This is a genomic window from Dyella tabacisoli, from assembly GCF_003350925.1.
GTDB classification, from domain to species: Bacteria; Pseudomonadota; Gammaproteobacteria; order Xanthomonadales; family Rhodanobacteraceae; genus Dyella_C; species Dyella_C tabacisoli.
On record NZ_KZ857176.1, the window covers coordinates 315,116 to 327,421 of the forward strand.

Below are 12,306 nucleotides of genomic sequence, written 5' to 3' on the forward strand. Positions count from 1 at the left end.
CAGGTGGCCAAAAGCCCGCCGCAGGCGAACCAGCTCACCGCACAATCGCCGACAAGCTCAGTGCGCTGCGCCCACAGCCAACCGACTACGCCTCCGCCCATAACCAAAATAAACCACACAGCCCAACACCAACCACAACGTGAAACGCACATAAGTGATAAACGGCAGCCCCCAAATCAACCAACAAGAAAAGCCAACCCCAATCAGCGGAATCAGCGGTACCCAAGGCGTGCGAAAAGGACGATGCAATTCAGGCTGGCGTATACGCAACACCGCCACCGCAGTGCAGATGACGATGAAAGCCCCAAGCACCCCAATATTCACCAGCTTGGCCAGTTCGTTCAACGGAAACAGTCCCGCCGCCACGGCGGTCACGCTGCCCAGCAAAACAGTCGCGCGATGCGGTGTGCGCCAGACTGGATGCACGTCGGCAAACCAGGCTGGCAGCAGACCATCGCGGCCTAAACTGAAACCGATGCGTGCGCCCGCCATCAAGTTGGCGAAGATCACGCTGGTGATGCCGCAAACCGAAGCCAGCGAAATCACCACCATCGCCCAGGGCAAGCCAATGCGAGTGAATGCGCCTGCGACGGGGGCGTCGTTATTGAGCGTGGTGTAGGGCACGATGCCGGTCAGCACCAGGCAAATGGCGAAGTACAACAACATCGCAATGCCCAGGGACAACAGCACCGCACGCGGTAGATCGCGCTGCGGGTTCTTGGATTCTTCGGCTGCCGTGGTCAGCATGTCGTAGCCGAACACCGCGAAGAACACCACGGCTGCGCCGGTGACTACGCCATGCATGCCGAACGGCATGAACGGGTGCCAGCGTTCGGGTTTCACATAAGCGGCGCCGGCGATCACGATCAACGCCGCGCCGGCGACCTTGATCGCAACAATCAGGGTATTGAAGCGCGCGCCCCATTCCATCCGTATGGCGAGCAGGGCAGTGATGGCTATCGAAATCAATATCGCCGGAAGATTGACCACGCGGCCTGGCGCACTGCCCCAGGCGCCTTGCGCCCATAGCGGCAGCGGAATGCCGGCGGCTTCCAGCAAGGCTTGGGCATACCCTGACCAGCCCACGGCTACTACGGCGGCGATAAGCGCGTATTCCAGCAATAGATCCCAGCCGATGATCCAGCCGGCGAATTCACCGAGAACCGCATAGCCATAGGTGTAGGCGCTGCCCGACACGGGGATCAAGCCGGCGAACTCCGCATAACATAGTCCTGCCGCCGCACTGGCGATGCCGGCGATCAGAAACGACAGCAACACCGCTGGGCCTGCTTGCGTCGCGGCCACGGTGCCGGTCAGTACAAAGATGCCCACGCCGATGATGCCGCCCAGACCGATCGCAGTGAGTTGCCATAGCCCAAGCACACGACGCAATCCACTACCGCCCTTGGCCGCCTCGTTTTGCAGGCTTGCCACCGATTTACGGCGGGTCATGTCGTTGATAATACTCATGGGCTTTTCCGTGTGGCTGGTGCGGTGATGGCTGAGAGAGGCGGGGTTTTGCTCCTCCCCCTACTGGTCTCGAAAAGGGGGCTCCCTACGGCCGTAGGGGGAGGCTGGGAGGGGGTAAACCCCACGACCAAGGTTCATTCCCTCTCACCTTTGCCGTCATCGGCATAAGGCGATACACCATCCTCGGCGATAAACCGATCGACGCGTTGCTGCAGCACCGGCAGCGGTACCGAGCCGAGCGACAACACGGTGTCGTGGAACGCGCGCAGGTCGAATTTTTCGCCTAAAGCTTTTTCCGCTTTCGCACGCGCATCGACGATGGCGAGTTCGCCGAGGTAGTACGACAACGCTTGCCCAGGCCAGGCGATATAGCGATCCACCTCGGTTTCGATCTCGTGTTCGCTCAATGCGGTGTTTTCGCGCATATAGGTCTGCGCCTGCTCGCGGCTCCAGCCGAGATGATGGATGCCGGTATCGACCACCAGGCGACAGGCCCGCCACATTTGATAGCTGAGATAACCGAAGCGGTCGTAGGGCGTGTCATACATCTCCATTTCCACGCCCAGCTTTTCCGAGTACAGCGCCCAACCTTCGCCAAAAGCGGAGATATAGGTGTAGCGGCGAAAATCCGGCAGGCCCTGGTGCTCGGCGGCCAACGGCATTTGCAGGGCATGGCCCGGCGACGACTCATGCAAGGTCAGTGCGGCGAGTGAATACAGCGGTCGCGATGGCAGGTCGTAGGTGTTGAGCATGTAAAGGCCGGGGCCGCCACGGCCACCGGTGTAAAACGGTGCGAGGTCCGGTGGCACGGGCTCGATCGCGAAACGCTGGCGCGGCAGTCGGCCGATGTACTGACCTATTTTTCCGTCCACGCGTTTAGCCAGCCAAGACGCATTCTTGAGCAACTCGTCGGCGCTTTTGGGATAAAACTTAGGGTCGGTACGCAGGTAGTGCAGAAACTCAGCGAAACTGCCTTTAAAGCCAGTGTCGCGAATGGTCTGCTCCATGCTGGAGTGAATTTGCGCGACCTCTTGCAGGCCCAGGCTGTGGATCGCCTCCGGGGTCATGTCCAGCGTGGTGTATTCGCGGATCTGCGACTGATAGAACGCCTTGCCATCCGGCATCGCTTCCGCGGCGAGCGTGGTACGCGCCTGCTTCATGTATTCGTTGCGGATAAAGCCGAGCAATTTGACGTAGGCCGGAATCACCGCGTTTTGAATCGCATCGCGCGCCTCAATACGCAGTTTGGTTTGCTCGGCTGCCGGGATGATGTCCGGCATTTTCTTGAACGGCGTATAGAACAGATTGCCGTCGCCCTTGGCGTCGATCACATCGGCAATGGATTGGTCGCGCCCGGTCAGCGTTACGCGAGGCAGGCTGAAACCGCGCGCCAGTCCGGCGCGCATATTGACGATCTGTTCGTCGAAATAACGCGGAATGTCGTGCAGTTGTTGAATGTAGCGGCGATAGCTGGCGGCATCGCGCATCGGTTTGCGTGCGGTGAAGCCCAGGTTGGTCCAGAACGCGGTATCGCTGTTGAACGGCATTTGCCACATGCGGTTGCGCTGGGCGGCAAGCAGGGTTTCGATCTGGTTGCGATATACCGCGTAGTTGATCGGATCGTCGCCGTGCAGATCCTTTGCTGAAATCGCATCGAGCTGCTGCAGCACATCGGCCCAATGCCGTTCGCGCATCGCCTGGGTAGCGGCGTCTACCTGAGGCAGATGATCGGCCTGCTCGCCTTGTTGATTCTCGTCGTCTTCGCCGCTGAACTGGGTTTGCCGCCAGGCCCATTCCTGCGTATAGATCGCATGAAAGCGCTTGCCGGCATCGTCGCTGGCATGTGCCTGGATGGCACAGACGGCGATGCCGGCGGCACAGGTCAGGCGGGTGATCCATGCATTCATGACGCTACTCCGGCGATGGGCGATTACAGAAACGGCTGATCGATAGCGGGCGACGGCGGGGTGAACCAGGCAGCGCCTTCATCGGTGACATAGAAGTGATCTTCCAGGCGCACACCGAATTGTTCGGGCACGACGATCATCGGCTCGTTGCTGCAGCACATGCCCGGCTGCAGCACGGTGGCATCGCCGCGCACCAGGTATGGCGTTTCGTGGATATTCATGCCGCAGCCGTGGCCGGTGCGATGTGGAATACCGGGCAGGCGGTAATCCGGGCCAAGCCCGGCGCGCTCCACCACCGCGCGTGCGGCGGCGTCCACCGTTTCGCAGGAGACACCAGGGCGTATCGCATCGAAGGCGGCTTGTTGCGCGGCTTGCTCCAGCGTCCAGATGGCGGCCTGTTCTGCGCTGGGCTGGCCGTAGATATAGCTGCGGGTGATGTCGGAGTGATAGCCCTGCACGGTGCAGCCGGTATCGATCAAGATCAATTCGTTTTCGGCGAGCCGTTGTTCACCCGGTATGCCATGCGGATAAGCGGTGGCCTGACCGAATTGCACGATGCAGAAGGTCGAGCCGTTGTCGGCACCCAGTGCCCGATGGGCGGTATCGATAAAGCGTGTCAGCTCGAAACTGCTGATGCCTTCGTGGATCAGGCCGGCGGCCAGGCGATGTACTTGCAAGGTCATCGCGGTGGCTTGTTTCATCAATGCCAGTTCGGCCGATGACTTTCGTATGCGGCAGCCATCGACGATAGCGCTGGCATCGACGATGGTTTTCGCGCCGAGTGCATTGCGCAAGCGCGAGAACACGGCGAACGATGCCGCCGGGTCGAGCGCAAGGCTGCCGGCATGCCGTTCATTCATGCTGCTGCTTACCAGCGAGTACGGGCTTTCGTGTTCATCCCACAAACGCACATTGGCGGGAATAAGCAAAGCGTGCGTCAGCGAACCCGCTTCAAAGGCCGGACAGATCACGATCGGGTCGCCTTGCGCGGTCAGCAACATGCCGACCAGGCGTTCGCTGGCGCCCCAGCCGATGCCGGTGAAATAACGCAATGAAGTACCCGCGGTAATCAGCAGCGCATCGACGCGTTGCTCACGCATCAGCCGGCGTGCGTGTTCCAGCCGGCGCTGGTATTCGTTGGCATTGATGGGCGGCGCCCGATTCAGCCATGGGGTCAATGCGGCGTGGGCCTGGTCGAAATCGAGGCCGCCGATCTGTTTGCTCATGACTTGCTGTCTCCGATGTTGCCGGTGCGCCACTCGCCGTCGATCAAGCGCGCGACCGTGCCTGGGTTGTGATCGCGTAGTTCGGGTGGCAATTGCGATTGCGTTACGTTGTCGTAGCAATGCAGCGCGGCGAAGCGACGAATCGCCGCCGGCATGCCCACGGCGGTAAAGCCGGGATGGCCGGTGCTGGGGAAAGGGCCACCGTGATTCATCGCCGGGCTTACCGCCACGCCGGTCGGCATCTTGTTCTGGATCAGGCGGCCGACGCGTGGACGCAAGGCCAGCGCAACTTGCTGCCATGCCGCGTTATCGCTGCCGTCTTGCGCGCTGTACAACGTGCCGGTGAGATTGCCTTCAAAGACGCGCGCCAGTGCCGCCATTTGAGTTGTATCGGCGGCACGCAAAACCAGGCTGACCGGGCCGAAGGCTTCAGTCTGCAAGGCGAGTGGCTCACGCAGAAACTGCTCACCATCGACACTTAGCAAGGTTGGCTGGTAGCGATAACCTGGGCCGGCGCTCGCACCGCCGGTCAGGCAAGCCGCACCGGCTGCGCGCAGCGTGGCTACGCCACGTTCCAGATGCTCAAGCACCGCGCGTGAGAACAATACGTTCGGAGCCGCCGCCGCAAAGTGCGCGGTAGCTGCATCCACAAAAGCATCGCCTGCCGCACCCGCCGGCACCACGACGATGCCGGGGCTAGTGCAGAACTGGCCGCTGCCCATCGTGCACGAGGCGAAAAACTCTTGCGCCAGCGCTGCACCGCGTTCGGCCAATACGCCCGGCAGCAGAAACACCGGGTTGACGCTGGACAGCTCGACGTATGCCGGTATGCAGGCGACATCGGCAGCAGCCTTCAAGGCCAGGCCAGCGGCCCGGCTGCCGGTAAAACCAATCGCGCCAAGCCGAGCGTCGCCGGCGAGCGCGACACCCAGCGTGCGATCGAATTGATAAAGCATCTGCACCGATGCGGCAGGCAATCCGGCTTGGCGCAAAGCGGTATGGGCCAGTTGAGCCAGTCGTTCGCTGGTCGCCGGGTGTGAGGGGTGCGCTTTGGCGATGACCGGATTGCGTGCCGCGATGGCCGAGGCGAAATCGCTGCCGGCGATGGCGTTGAAGGCGAACGGAAAATTGTTCGGCCCAAAGATCAATACCGGTTTGCCCAGCGGTGCGTAATGCGCGCGCAAGCCGGCGCTCGTGTCGATAACCGGCTGGGTCCATGCATAGTTGCGCACCGCTTGCGCGGCCTGGCGCAGTTGGCCGCTGGTGCGCGGTAATTCCACCTTGGCCAGGCGCGGCTCTTTCGGCAATGCTGTTTCCGCATGGGCCAGCGTAACCAAGGTGTCGGCATCGGCATCGATGGCATCGGCATAAGCATCGAGAAAGGCCGCGATGCGCTCTGCAGGGGCGGCGGCCAATTCTTCGGCGACGGCGACAGCCGCCGCCAGCGCAGCTTGCACATCGGCGGCACCGCAGATGGGAAACTCCGCGCCGATGGCTTCGCCGCACGTGGGGTCTTCAGCGCGAAAGCTGCCGCGCGGCTCGTTGGCCGCACGCCAGTCGCCGCCGATAAGCAGAGGCTGTATCGACATCTCAGAGCACCGGACGGGTGTTGATGGCGTGGTCGATCACGCGCAGCGCCGCTTCGCGTTCGGCGCCATCCATCTCCAGGCGAGGTGCGCGCACGCGCTCACTGCCCATATTGACCTTCTGCTGGGTCAGTTTAATCAACTGTACAAATTTCGGTACGGTGTCCAGGCGCAGCAGAGGCAGGAACCAGGCATAGAGTTCCGCAGCCGCTTTGGCGCCGCCGTCGCGAGCCAGCTCAAATAGTTTCACCGACTCCCGCGGATAAGCATTGACCTGGCCGGCGATCCAGCCGGTGGCACCCATGCTCACGCCTTCCACGATGGCATCGTCCATACCCACCAGCAGCACCAGCCGATCGCCGAGCAACGTCTTCAAGGCGGCAAAGCGGCGTACGTCGCCGGAAGATTCCTTCACGGCTTGCAGGTTGGGGAATTCGGCGGCGAGTGCGGCAATCTGCTCGGGCGTGAAATCGGTTTTGTAGGCGACCGGGTTGTTGTACGCCATGCATGGCAGATCGGTGGCGGCGATGACCGCACGGAGATGCGCGCCCATCTCGCGCCAATCGGTGGAGTAGACATACGGCGGCAGCACCATCAAGCCGCCGCAGCCGATGGCCTTGGCTTCTTTGGCCAAGCGCACCGCTTCATCGGTGGACAGGGAGGCGATGCCGGGGATGACCGGCGCACGGCCATCGAGCGCTTTGACCAGGGTGCGCATGATCGCCAACTTTTCTTCAAAGCTCAGCGTGGCCGCTTCACCCAGCGAGCCCAGCGGCACGATGCCGGTACAGCCGGCGTCGATCATGCTGCGTGCGTGTTCGGCGAGAAACACGTGATCGACCTGGCCATCGGCGGTGAACGGCGTGGTGATGGCGGGGATAACGCCGTTCCAGAAAGATGCGTTGCTCATATTCAATGTCCTCGGTATTCGTCGGAAAGGGGTGGCGCCACTTCGGCCTGGGCCAGGGTGGACAGCCGGATGGGAAATAGAGGGGGGCGTGCGCCGCTGCGCGTAAACCGGCCGATTTCGGCCAAGGCACTGCCGCAAATACGGCCCTGGCAGGCACCCATGCCGCAACGCGTCGCCAGCTTGGCGGCGCGGGCATCGATAAAGCCGTCCAGCGCAGACAGCGATACATCCTCGCAACGGCAAATCATGGTTTGTGGCGCGGCCAGATCATGCACGCGCGAGTCGAGCGCAAAGTGCTTTGCCAGCAACGCGGCAAAGCGCCGTTCTTTCGCGCGTCGTGGCTGTAGCGCGATTGCCGCATCGGTGGCGCCGGCCGCCGCGTGGCCGGCGATGAGGCCTTCGACGCGTGCAGCGGCCAAACCGCCGATACCGCAGGCTTCGCCGGCCGCATAGACGTCTGCAACGCTGGTTCGCAGCAAGCCATCGACAATGACGTGCGGATGCGCGCTGGCATATTCGGGCGTGCCATAGGCCAGTGCACAGCCAAGCAGTTGCGCCAATTCGACATTGGGCAGCAAGCCATAGCCGACCGCCAGATGATCGCATTCGAGTCGATGCCGGCCGCGCGTGTCCTCGATCTCGATAGCGCATAGCTTGTGGTTGTCGTGTTCGCTGCCATGCGCGCTGCGCACGATGGAGCCAAAACGATAAGGCACACCCGCCAGCCGCGCGCGCAGGCTAATCGCCTGCACGGCCCGCGCCGGCCAATGCAGTAACTGTCTGGCGAATGCGTTCACGGCGGCGGCGGGCGCTTGTTCAAAAATGCCAAGCACCTGCGCGCCATGCGCGCGTAGCGTGGCGGCAGCGGCAAGCAGCAGTGGGCCTGTGCCGGCTACGGCGACGCGCTTGCCGGCGATCGGCCAGCCTTGCTTTACCAGCGCTTGCAATCCGCCCGCACCGGTAATGCCGGGCAGCGTCCAGCCGGGAAAGGGCAGCAGCAGTTCGCGCGCGCCGCTGGCTAATATCAGTGCGCCGTAATGCACGTGTCTGGCGCCTTGCGGTGTTTCGACCAGCAAGCCATGAGGTTCGGCGGCAACCACTTGGTGCTGAGCGAGAAACTCTACCCCTGCCGCAGCGGTTTGCTGCATCGCTGCGACAGCCGCTCGCGGCGCCTGTTTGCGCACATCGTGACGCCATACCTGGCCGCCTGGTCTGGGCTGCGCATCGAGCAGGCCGACGCGTGCGCCATGACTGGCCGCCGCTTGCGCCGCCGCCAGCCCGGCTGGGCCCGCACCGACCACCAGCACGTCGAATCGTGCCGTCATGGCGCGGCACCTGCGTCGGTCTGCACCTGCATGCCATGGAGCACCGGTGTCATGCACGAACGAACATGCGCGACGCCATCGATCGTCACGCGGCATTCAAAGCACACGCCCATGCCGCATAGCGGCGCACGCGCCTCGCCCGTCACCGAGCGACGGAACAATATCGTCACTTGCGCGATGGCGGCAGCCACGCTGGCGCCGGCCGGCACTTCGACGCGTTGACCATCGACGTGAATGACATTCATGCGATGGCCGGTCATATCACCGCCCGCGATGGCGCATACGGCGCCGGGTCGATCGCTGGTGTACGGCCGAGTATCAGATCCAGCATCAAGCCTGCGCTGCCGAGCGCGGTGGTTACACCCAGACCTTCGTGACCTGCGGCAACCCACTGCTCGGCTTCTCCGGGCACCGCGCCAAGATAGGGACGACCGTCGGGTGTGGTGGGTCGAAAGCCGGTCCATGTCCGTAGTGCTTGCAAATCGCGCAGCACCGGCATGAATTCAAAGGCGCGCGCCAACATGCGTTGCACCATCGCCGGGGAAACGGCGGCATCCGTGGCACTGAATTCTCGCGACGAGCCGATCAAAATCTGCCCCGTGGGGCGCGGCTGCACATTGAAAGCGACGCTGCTGTCGGCATCGCCATGGGCACTGTCGGCATAGCCCAGTTCCAGCAACTGGTGATGCAGCACGTCGGGATAACGCTCGGTGATAACCAGATGCCCTTTGCGCGCGCGCATCGGCAATTGCGGCAGCAGTGCGGGCAGGGCACAGCCGGTAGCGACCAGCACCGGGCCGGACAACTGTGTGCCGTCGTCCAGCGTTGCGGTGCCGCGCCCAAGCTGTTTGGCGGTGCGGCCGGCAAACAGCACCGCGCCATGCGATTGCGCACGTTGCACCAGATAACGGGCCATGCGCGGCGGATAGACCACCGCTTCGCGCGGCACTAGCAAGCCACCATGCAGGCCAGGGGCCAGCGACGGTTCAAGTTCGTACAGGTTTTGTGCATCGATGGCGTGTGCTTCGACGTCCGCGGCGGCGAGACGCGCGATCCGCGTAGGTATCACGCGTGCTTCGGCTTCATTGCGTGCGACCCATAGCGTGCCGCAACGGCTGAACTCGGCTTCGGGCAGCTCCGCGAACGACTCCCATTGCTGCAACGAATAACGTGCCAACGCCAGCTCGGCCGGATCATCGTCCATCGCCACCAGATGACCCATCGCCGCCGCGGTAGCGCCGCCGCCGATCGGGCCGGGTTCGACCATGGCGACACGCAAGCCTTCTGCCGCCGCCGCATCCGCACAACTGGCGCCGATGATGCCTGCGCCGATCACGATCAAGTCATAACAGCGACCGCTCATTCCGCGCCGCTGCCCCAGGTGAAAGGATCGGTTTCGTCGATCAGCAACTTCGATTCGGCAACCACGTAGGCGGTACCGGTAATTCGTGGCAGCACGCCGCGCGCACTGGGCGTGTAGCTACCCTCGAACACGCTGCCGAGAATGCTCTCCTGCTGCCAGGTCTCACCGGGCGCAAGCTTGCCATCGGCCGCCAGGCAGGCCAGCTTGGCACTGGTGCCGGTGCCGCAGGGCGAGCGGTCGTAAGCCAGCCCCGGACAAAGCACGAAATTGCGTCCGCCGTTACCCAGCGCAGTCGAGGGTGCGTTGATCTCGATATGGTCGATCTCGCCGCCATCGGCACCGGTGATGCCACCGGCGACCAGCGCCCGGCGAATCGCTTCGGTGTAAACGGTCAGTTCGCGCTGATGATTGATTTTCAGCGGTAGCGGCGAATCCTTGGTGATGAAAAACCAGTTGCCGCCCCAGGCCACATCACCGTGCACGCTGCCGTAGCCGGGCACGTCGATGCGCAAATCAGCCGCATGGCGATAGCTCTCCACGTTATCGATGGAGACGCGGCCATCCTCATGCAAATCGACGCCCACCGTGCCCACCGGCGTTTCCAGCCGATGATGACCGCTGGCGATACGGCCCATATGAGCGAGGGTCCGGATAACCCCGATGGTGCCGTGACCGCACATGCCCAGATAACCGACGTTATTGAAAAAGATCACCCCGGCACAGGCATCCGCGCTTTGCGCAGGCAGCAGCAAAGCGCCTACGACGGTGCTCGATCCGCGCGGCTCGCAGGCGATCGCGCTGCGCCAGCGGTCATAGTGATCGGCGAAGCGTTGCCGTTGTTCGGCGAGCGTACCCGAGCCAAGATCGGGAAAGCCGGCGATGACGACGCGAGTCGGTTCGCCGCCGGTGTGGGAGTCAATGACGTCAATGGTTTTCATGGCAACCATGCTCGCTTTGCAGCCGCCTGGGCGTCTAGCAAGGCTTGCCGCCCATCGATGCGGAAATCGGCATAATGCGTCCAAATGCGCTGCAGCATTCACGAAAGCCGTTGGGGACGTTCGATGAGCATGCAAATTTCAGCCGATGAACTAGAGGCGCTGTTCGACGCCTTGCCAGATGTCGTGTTCTTTGTGAAAGACATCGAAGGCCGCTACACCCACGCCAACCTCACCTTGGTGCGCCGACTGGGGTTGAAACAGCGCAGTCAGGTGATCGGCCACACCGTCACCGAATTGTTTCCTGACGCCATGGGCGGTTCTTACGCATCGCAAGACCGCCGCGTACTCGAAGGTGAGGTGATTGAGAACCAGCTTGAAGTACACATTTTCTCCAACCGCACGCCCGGCTGGTGCCTGACTTGCAAACGTCCGCTGCGAGTTCGCAACGACATTCGCGGTGTGATCGGTATTTCGCGCGATCTGGGCAAACCGGATGGCCGCCATCCCACCTATGTTCGCTTGCGTCGCGTGCTGGCTTATCTGCAAGAGCATTACGCGCAAAGCGTACGTGTGCGCACCTTGGCTGAATTGGCCGATGTATCAGTCGCGCAATTGGAGCGCCACTTTCGCCGCGTATTTCAACTCACTCCGCAGCAGGTACAGACCAAACTGCGCATCGAAGCGGCCATGCGCCTGCTGCATGGAGACGACAGCGTGGCGGCCATCGGCCTGGCCTGCGGTTTTGCCGATCAAAGCGCATTCGCGCGCCAGTTCAAGGCGACCGTAGGCATGACGCCACGCGATTATCGCGGCATGGTTTCGGTGCCGTAGCGTTAGCGGAGCAGTAGGAAAACAATGCCATGGCCGCGAATGGCTTCGTGCCATACCGATACGGTACCGCTGCAACTTAACTCCCCGAGTGCGCTCCCTCCATAAACGTGTCAAATGGCACACGCTGGAGATTGCCGCCACGCTTAAGGTCGCTTCTGCCCGGCAGGTAAAATTTCAGGCTTGTTGACTGCTCGGTTTGACTGTCGTTCCTTTCGCCCATGTCGTTGATCCGAAGCAAGGGGGAGTATATGAATTCGAAAACGGCCGACCAGCCTGCTCTTGAGGACGTCAAGATCTCTGTGAAACTCAAGCTCTCCGCCTTATGGGCGAGCTTGATGTTCTGCTACATCTACGGCGACTATTTCGGGCTCTTCCAGCCTGGCAACCTGCAAAGCATGCTACAGGGGCAGATGGGGCCTCTAGGGCCGACAACCCAAGGAGTGCTACTGGGAACGGCGGCCTTTATGGCCGTCCCAAGTGTCATGATTTTCCTTTCCCTGGTGTTGAAACCCACGGTGAATCGCGTGGCGAATATTGTTTTGGGCGCGATCTACACAATCATCATGCTGGTTTCGATGCCGGGAGCTTGGGTGTTTTATATTTTCTTTGGGGTAATCGAGATGGCACTCACGCTGCTGATTGTCTGGTACGCGTTGAAATGGCCCAGGCAGCAAACGCCATAGGTTTTATGTTGCGGCTCTTGATGATGGCGCAAAGGTGCGCGCAGTGAATGCCCCGGCCGTTTGATCG

The 12,306-nt window shown here is 62.1% G+C and carries 11 protein-coding genes; 2 read left to right on the top strand and 9 right to left on the bottom strand.

Features of this window, described 5'->3' with window-relative positions; translation table 11 throughout:
* Nucleotides 1–57: 57 nt before the first annotated feature.
* From DVJ77_RS11210 to DVJ77_RS11250, 9 genes are all read right to left on the bottom strand, one after another.
* Entirely contained in the window at nucleotides 58–1,470 is a 1,413-nt protein-coding gene (locus DVJ77_RS11210; protein WP_114845587.1) for an amino acid permease, read from the bottom strand.
* A gap of 134 nt (nucleotides 1,471–1,604) precedes the next feature.
* Entirely contained in the window at nucleotides 1,605–3,377 is a 1,773-nt protein-coding gene (locus tag DVJ77_RS11215; protein ID WP_114845588.1) for a DUF885 domain-containing protein, read from the bottom strand.
* 23 nt (nucleotides 3,378–3,400) lie between these two features.
* Nucleotides 3,401–4,603 (bottom strand): M24 family metallopeptidase, encoded by a 1,203-nt coding sequence (locus tag DVJ77_RS11220; RefSeq protein ID WP_114845589.1) that lies wholly within the window; start codon nucleotides 4,601–4,603, stop codon nucleotides 3,401–3,403.
* On the bottom strand, nucleotides 4,600–6,192 hold the full coding sequence (locus DVJ77_RS11225; RefSeq protein ID WP_114845590.1) for an aldehyde dehydrogenase family protein: 1,593 nt from the start codon (nucleotides 6,190–6,192) through the stop codon (nucleotides 4,600–4,602). The genes DVJ77_RS11220 and DVJ77_RS11225 overlap by 4 nt, the downstream gene beginning before the upstream one ends.
* Before the next feature lies 1 nt (nucleotide 6,193).
* Nucleotides 6,194–7,099, bottom strand: a complete 906-nt coding sequence (locus DVJ77_RS11230) for a dihydrodipicolinate synthase family protein (RefSeq protein ID WP_114845591.1) — start codon at nucleotides 7,097–7,099, stop codon at nucleotides 6,194–6,196.
* A gap of 2 nt (nucleotides 7,100–7,101) precedes the next feature.
* Nucleotides 7,102–8,424, bottom strand: a complete 1,323-nt coding sequence (locus DVJ77_RS11235; protein WP_114845592.1) for an NAD(P)/FAD-dependent oxidoreductase — start codon at nucleotides 8,422–8,424, stop codon at nucleotides 7,102–7,104.
* Nucleotides 8,421–8,684 (bottom strand): 2Fe-2S iron-sulfur cluster-binding protein, encoded by a 264-nt coding sequence (locus DVJ77_RS11240; RefSeq protein WP_380038295.1) that lies wholly within the window; start codon nucleotides 8,682–8,684, stop codon nucleotides 8,421–8,423. Before DVJ77_RS11240 ends, DVJ77_RS11235 begins: the two co-directional genes overlap by 4 nt.
* Nucleotides 8,681–9,787, bottom strand: a complete 1,107-nt coding sequence (locus tag DVJ77_RS11245) for an NAD(P)/FAD-dependent oxidoreductase (RefSeq protein ID WP_114845593.1) — start codon at nucleotides 9,785–9,787, stop codon at nucleotides 8,681–8,683. The genes DVJ77_RS11240 and DVJ77_RS11245 overlap by 4 nt, the downstream gene beginning before the upstream one ends.
* The gene (locus DVJ77_RS11250) at nucleotides 9,784–10,725 is read right to left on the bottom strand and encodes a 4-hydroxyproline epimerase (protein ID WP_114845733.1); all 942 of its coding nucleotides are present in this window, start codon (nucleotides 10,723–10,725) and stop codon (nucleotides 9,784–9,786) included. Before DVJ77_RS11250 ends, DVJ77_RS11245 begins: the two co-directional genes overlap by 4 nt.
* A 123-nt stretch (nucleotides 10,726–10,848) precedes the next feature.
* On the opposite strand from DVJ77_RS11250, the gene DVJ77_RS11255 reads away from it, so the two are divergent.
* Together DVJ77_RS11255 and DVJ77_RS11260 are read left to right on the top strand one after the other, a co-directional pair.
* On the top strand, nucleotides 10,849–11,556 hold the full coding sequence (locus DVJ77_RS11255; RefSeq protein WP_114845734.1) for an AraC family transcriptional regulator: 708 nt from the start codon (nucleotides 10,849–10,851) through the stop codon (nucleotides 11,554–11,556).
* 248 nt (nucleotides 11,557–11,804) lie between these two features.
* Entirely contained in the window at nucleotides 11,805–12,239 is a 435-nt protein-coding gene (locus tag DVJ77_RS11260) for a DUF6326 family protein (RefSeq protein WP_114845735.1), read from the top strand.
* The last annotated feature ends 67 nt before the right edge of the window (nucleotides 12,240–12,306 follow it).

Excerpts from the sequence above, each read along its gene's own strand:
- DVJ77_RS11210 (WP_114845587.1), bottom strand. The coding sequence starts at position 1,470 with ATGAGTATTATCAACGACATGACCCGCCGTAAATCGGTGGCAAGCCTG.
- DVJ77_RS11215 (WP_114845588.1), bottom strand. The coding sequence starts at position 3,377 with ATGAATGCATGGATCACCCGCCTGACCTGTGCCGCCGGCATCGCCGTC.
- DVJ77_RS11220 (WP_114845589.1), bottom strand. The coding sequence starts at position 4,603 with ATGAGCAAACAGATCGGCGGCCTCGATTTCGACCAGGCCCACGCCGCA.
- DVJ77_RS11225 (WP_114845590.1), bottom strand. The coding sequence starts at position 6,192 with ATGTCGATACAGCCTCTGCTTATCGGCGGCGACTGGCGTGCGGCCAAC.
- DVJ77_RS11230 (WP_114845591.1), bottom strand. The coding sequence starts at position 7,099 with ATGAGCAACGCATCTTTCTGGAACGGCGTTATCCCCGCCATCACCACG.
- DVJ77_RS11235 (WP_114845592.1), bottom strand. The coding sequence starts at position 8,424 with ATGACGGCACGATTCGACGTGCTGGTGGTCGGTGCGGGCCCAGCCGGG.
- DVJ77_RS11240 (WP_380038295.1), bottom strand. The coding sequence starts at position 8,684 with ATGACCGGCCATCGCATGAATGTCATTCACGTCGATGGTCAACGCGTC.
- DVJ77_RS11245 (WP_114845593.1), bottom strand. The coding sequence starts at position 9,787 with ATGAGCGGTCGCTGTTATGACTTGATCGTGATCGGCGCAGGCATCATC.
- DVJ77_RS11250 (WP_114845733.1), bottom strand. The coding sequence starts at position 10,725 with ATGAAAACCATTGACGTCATTGACTCCCACACCGGCGGCGAACCGACT.
- DVJ77_RS11255 (WP_114845734.1), top strand. The coding sequence starts at position 10,849 with ATGAGCATGCAAATTTCAGCCGATGAACTAGAGGCGCTGTTCGACGCC.
- DVJ77_RS11260 (WP_114845735.1), top strand. The coding sequence starts at position 11,805 with ATGAATTCGAAAACGGCCGACCAGCCTGCTCTTGAGGACGTCAAGATC.